The sequence below is a fragment of the Mesorhizobium sp. M1E.F.Ca.ET.063.01.1.1 genome (assembly GCF_003998155.1).
In the GTDB taxonomy this organism is placed as follows: domain Bacteria; phylum Pseudomonadota; class Alphaproteobacteria; order Rhizobiales; family Rhizobiaceae; genus Mesorhizobium.
This window is the reverse complement of the sequence record NZ_RZSC01000721.1, coordinates 1-2965: the sequence shown is the minus strand read 5'-3', so window position 1 is coordinate 2965 and position 2965 is coordinate 1. Positions and strand designations below refer to the sequence as shown.

The following is a 2965-nucleotide window of genomic DNA, read 5'->3' as shown; positions in this document are numbered from 1 at the left end:
CGGATGGCTTCGCGCCGGTCGAACCGGATGGCGAGGAAAAAGCGGTGTTTGCCGCGATCGCCATCGCGATCGAACTGCTGCGCCGGGACCGGCTCGACCGCCTCGGCGGGCGGCTGGCGCCGCATTCCGGCCATCTCAAGCGCGATTGGGTGACGAAGATCGGCACGGACTATCTTCCCGTCAGCATCGTGGACGGCATGGTCTCCATCCCGATGGAGGTCGATCTGTCGATCGATGGCGGCAAGCCCATGACAGTCGCCTCCGGCTGGCGGCCGGGCGACGCGATCTGGCATGGCACGGTCAATGGCAAAGGAATTGCGGCGCAGATACGGCCGGTGCCGAACGGGTTTCACATCGCCTGGAAAGGCATGTCGGTGACGGTTCAAGCCATGTTGCCGCGCACGGCTGAGCTCGAAAGGCTGATGCCGGAGAAGTTGCCGCCGGATACCTCGAAAATGCTGCTTTGCCCGATGCCCGGCCTCGTCGTTTCGATCGCCGTCGCGGAAGGACAGGAGGTCAAGGCCGGCGAGACGCTGGCCGTGGTCGAGGCGATGAAGATGGAAAACGTGCTGCGCGCCGAGCGCGACCTCACCGTGGCGAAGCTCAACGCCAAGCCCGGCGACAGCCTGGCGGTCGACGCGGTGATCATGGAATTCGCCTGACGGCTTTGCTGTGCACAGGCGATCGCTGGACTCGCATCGCGCGCTCCCGGACAATACATCTGCACCGATGATGAGTCCTTTCGAGCGACACGAAGCCCATGGCAGATGAACTTCCACGCGACCCGCTGCAGCGCGAAGCAGCCGTGAAGGCCGCGCAGCCGGAAGCGCCGGCGCGGACCTTCATCCATCTGCGCGTGCACTCGGCCTATTCGCTTCTGGAGGGCGCCCTGCAGCTGGGCGCCATCGTCGGCCACGCGGCCAAGGACCAGGCGCCGGCGATCGCGGTGACCGACACCAACAATCTGTTCGGCGCGCTCGAATTTGCCCAGAAGGCGGTCAAGGACGGCATCCAGCCGATCATCTGCTGCCAGATCGATCTCGCCTTTGCCGGCGAGGCGGTCGAGGCCCAGCGCGACCGCCGCCGGCACGGACCCGGCGTGTCGCCGCTCGTCCTGATCGCCGCCAGCGAGGTAGGTTATGCCAACCTGGTTCGGCTGATCAGCCGGGTCTATCTGGAGACGCCGCCCGGCGAACCGGTGCATATGACCAGCACGATGCTGGAAGGCCATTGCGATGGCCTGATCTGCCTGACGGGCGGCCCGCGCGGCCCGATCGGCAGCGCGCTCAAGGCCGACCGCCGCGACGTCGCCGAGCAGCGGCTGCTGACGTTGAAAGCGCTGTTCGGCGACAGGCTTTATATCGAATTGGAGCGCGTCCAGGGCTATGACCGGATGGTCGAGAAGTCGACGGTCGACCTCGCCTACACCCATGAATTGCCGCTGGTCGCCACCAACGAGGCCTTCTTCTTCAAGCGCGACGACTACGAGGCGCATGATGCGCTGATCGCCATAGCCGAGGGTTCGGTGGTCGCCGCCGATAACCGCCGGCGGCTCTCGCCGGACAATTTCCTGCGCAGCCAGGCCGAGATGGCGCGGCTGTTCTCGGACCTGCCGGAAGCGATCGACAATACGGTCGAGATCGCCATGCGCTGCGCCTACTATCCGAAGAACCGCAGCCCGATCCTGCCCCGCTTCACCGGCGCCGACGCCGCCGACAAGGACGCGGCCGAGAAGGCCGAGGCCGCCGAGCTTGCCCGCCAGGCGCGTGAGGGGCTGGTGGCGCGGCTTGCCAAGCACGGGCCGACGCCAGGCTACACGGTAGAGCAATATCGCGAGCGGCTCGAATTCGAGCTCGGCATCATCGAGAAGATGAAGTTCCCCGGCTACTTCCTGATCGTCGCCGACTTCATCAAATGGGCTAAATCGCAAGGCATCCCGGTCGGGCCGGGCCGCGGTTCGGGCGCCGGCTCGCTGGTCGCCTATTCGACCACCATCACCGATATCGACCCGCTGCGCTTCTCGCTGCTGTTCGAACGCTTCCTCAATCCCGATCGCGTCTCGATGCCCGACTTCGACATCGACTTCTGCCAGGACCGGCGCGAGGAGGTCATCCGCTACGTCCAGCAGAAATACGGCCGCGACCAGGTCGGCCAGATCATCACCTTCGGCACGCTGCAGGCGCGCGCGGTGCTGCGCGACGTCGGCCGCGTGCTGCAGATGCCTTACGGCCAGGTCGACAAGCTTTCCAAGATGGTGCCGCAGAACCCGGCCAATCCGGTCAAGCTGGCGGATGCCATCGCCAACGAGCCGCGTTTCGCCGAGGAGGCGGAGAAGGAGCCGATCGTCCAGACGCTGCTCGACACGGCGCAGAAGCTCGAAGGCCTCTACCGTCACGCCTCGACGCACGCCGCGGGCATCGTCATCGGCGACCGGCCGCTGTCGGAACTGGTGCCGATGTACCGCGATCCGCGCTCTGACATGCCGGTCACCCAGTTCAACATGAAATATGTCGAGCAGGCCGGGCTGGTGAAGTTCGACTTCCTCGGCCTGAAGACGCTCACCGTGCTGGAGACGGCGGTGAAGCTCATCCGCCGGCGCGGCGTCGACATCGATCTTGCCCGCATTCCGCTCGACGACAAGGACACCTATTCGATGCTGTCGCGCGGCGAGGTGGTCGGCGTGTTCCAGGTTGAAAGTGCGGGCATGCGCAAGGCGCTGATCGGCATGCGGCCGGACTGCATCGAGGACATCATCGCGTTGGTCGCGCTCTACCGCCCTGGTCCGATGGAGAACATCCCGACCTACAACGCCAGAAAGCACGGCGAAGAAGAGATGGCCTCGATCCACCCCAAGATCGACCATCTGGTGAAGGAGACGCAAGGCGTCATCGTCTACCAGGAACAGGTGATGCAGATCGCGCAGGAGCTTTCCGGCTATTCGCTCGGCGAAGCCGACCTTCTGCGC

Annotated in this window: 2 protein-coding genes; both read left to right on the top strand. The window is 65.3% G+C overall.

Annotation, left to right across the window (positions count from 1 at the left end):
* Window positions 1-662 (top strand): biotin/lipoyl-containing protein (locus EOA29_RS31200; RefSeq protein WP_127222073.1); only part of this gene is annotated, 662 nt, incomplete at its 5' end.
* Between the two features lie 98 nt (window positions 663-760).
* Window positions 761-2965 (top strand): DNA polymerase III subunit alpha (dnaE, locus tag EOA29_RS31195; RefSeq protein ID WP_127222072.1); only part of this gene is annotated, 2205 nt, incomplete at its 3' end.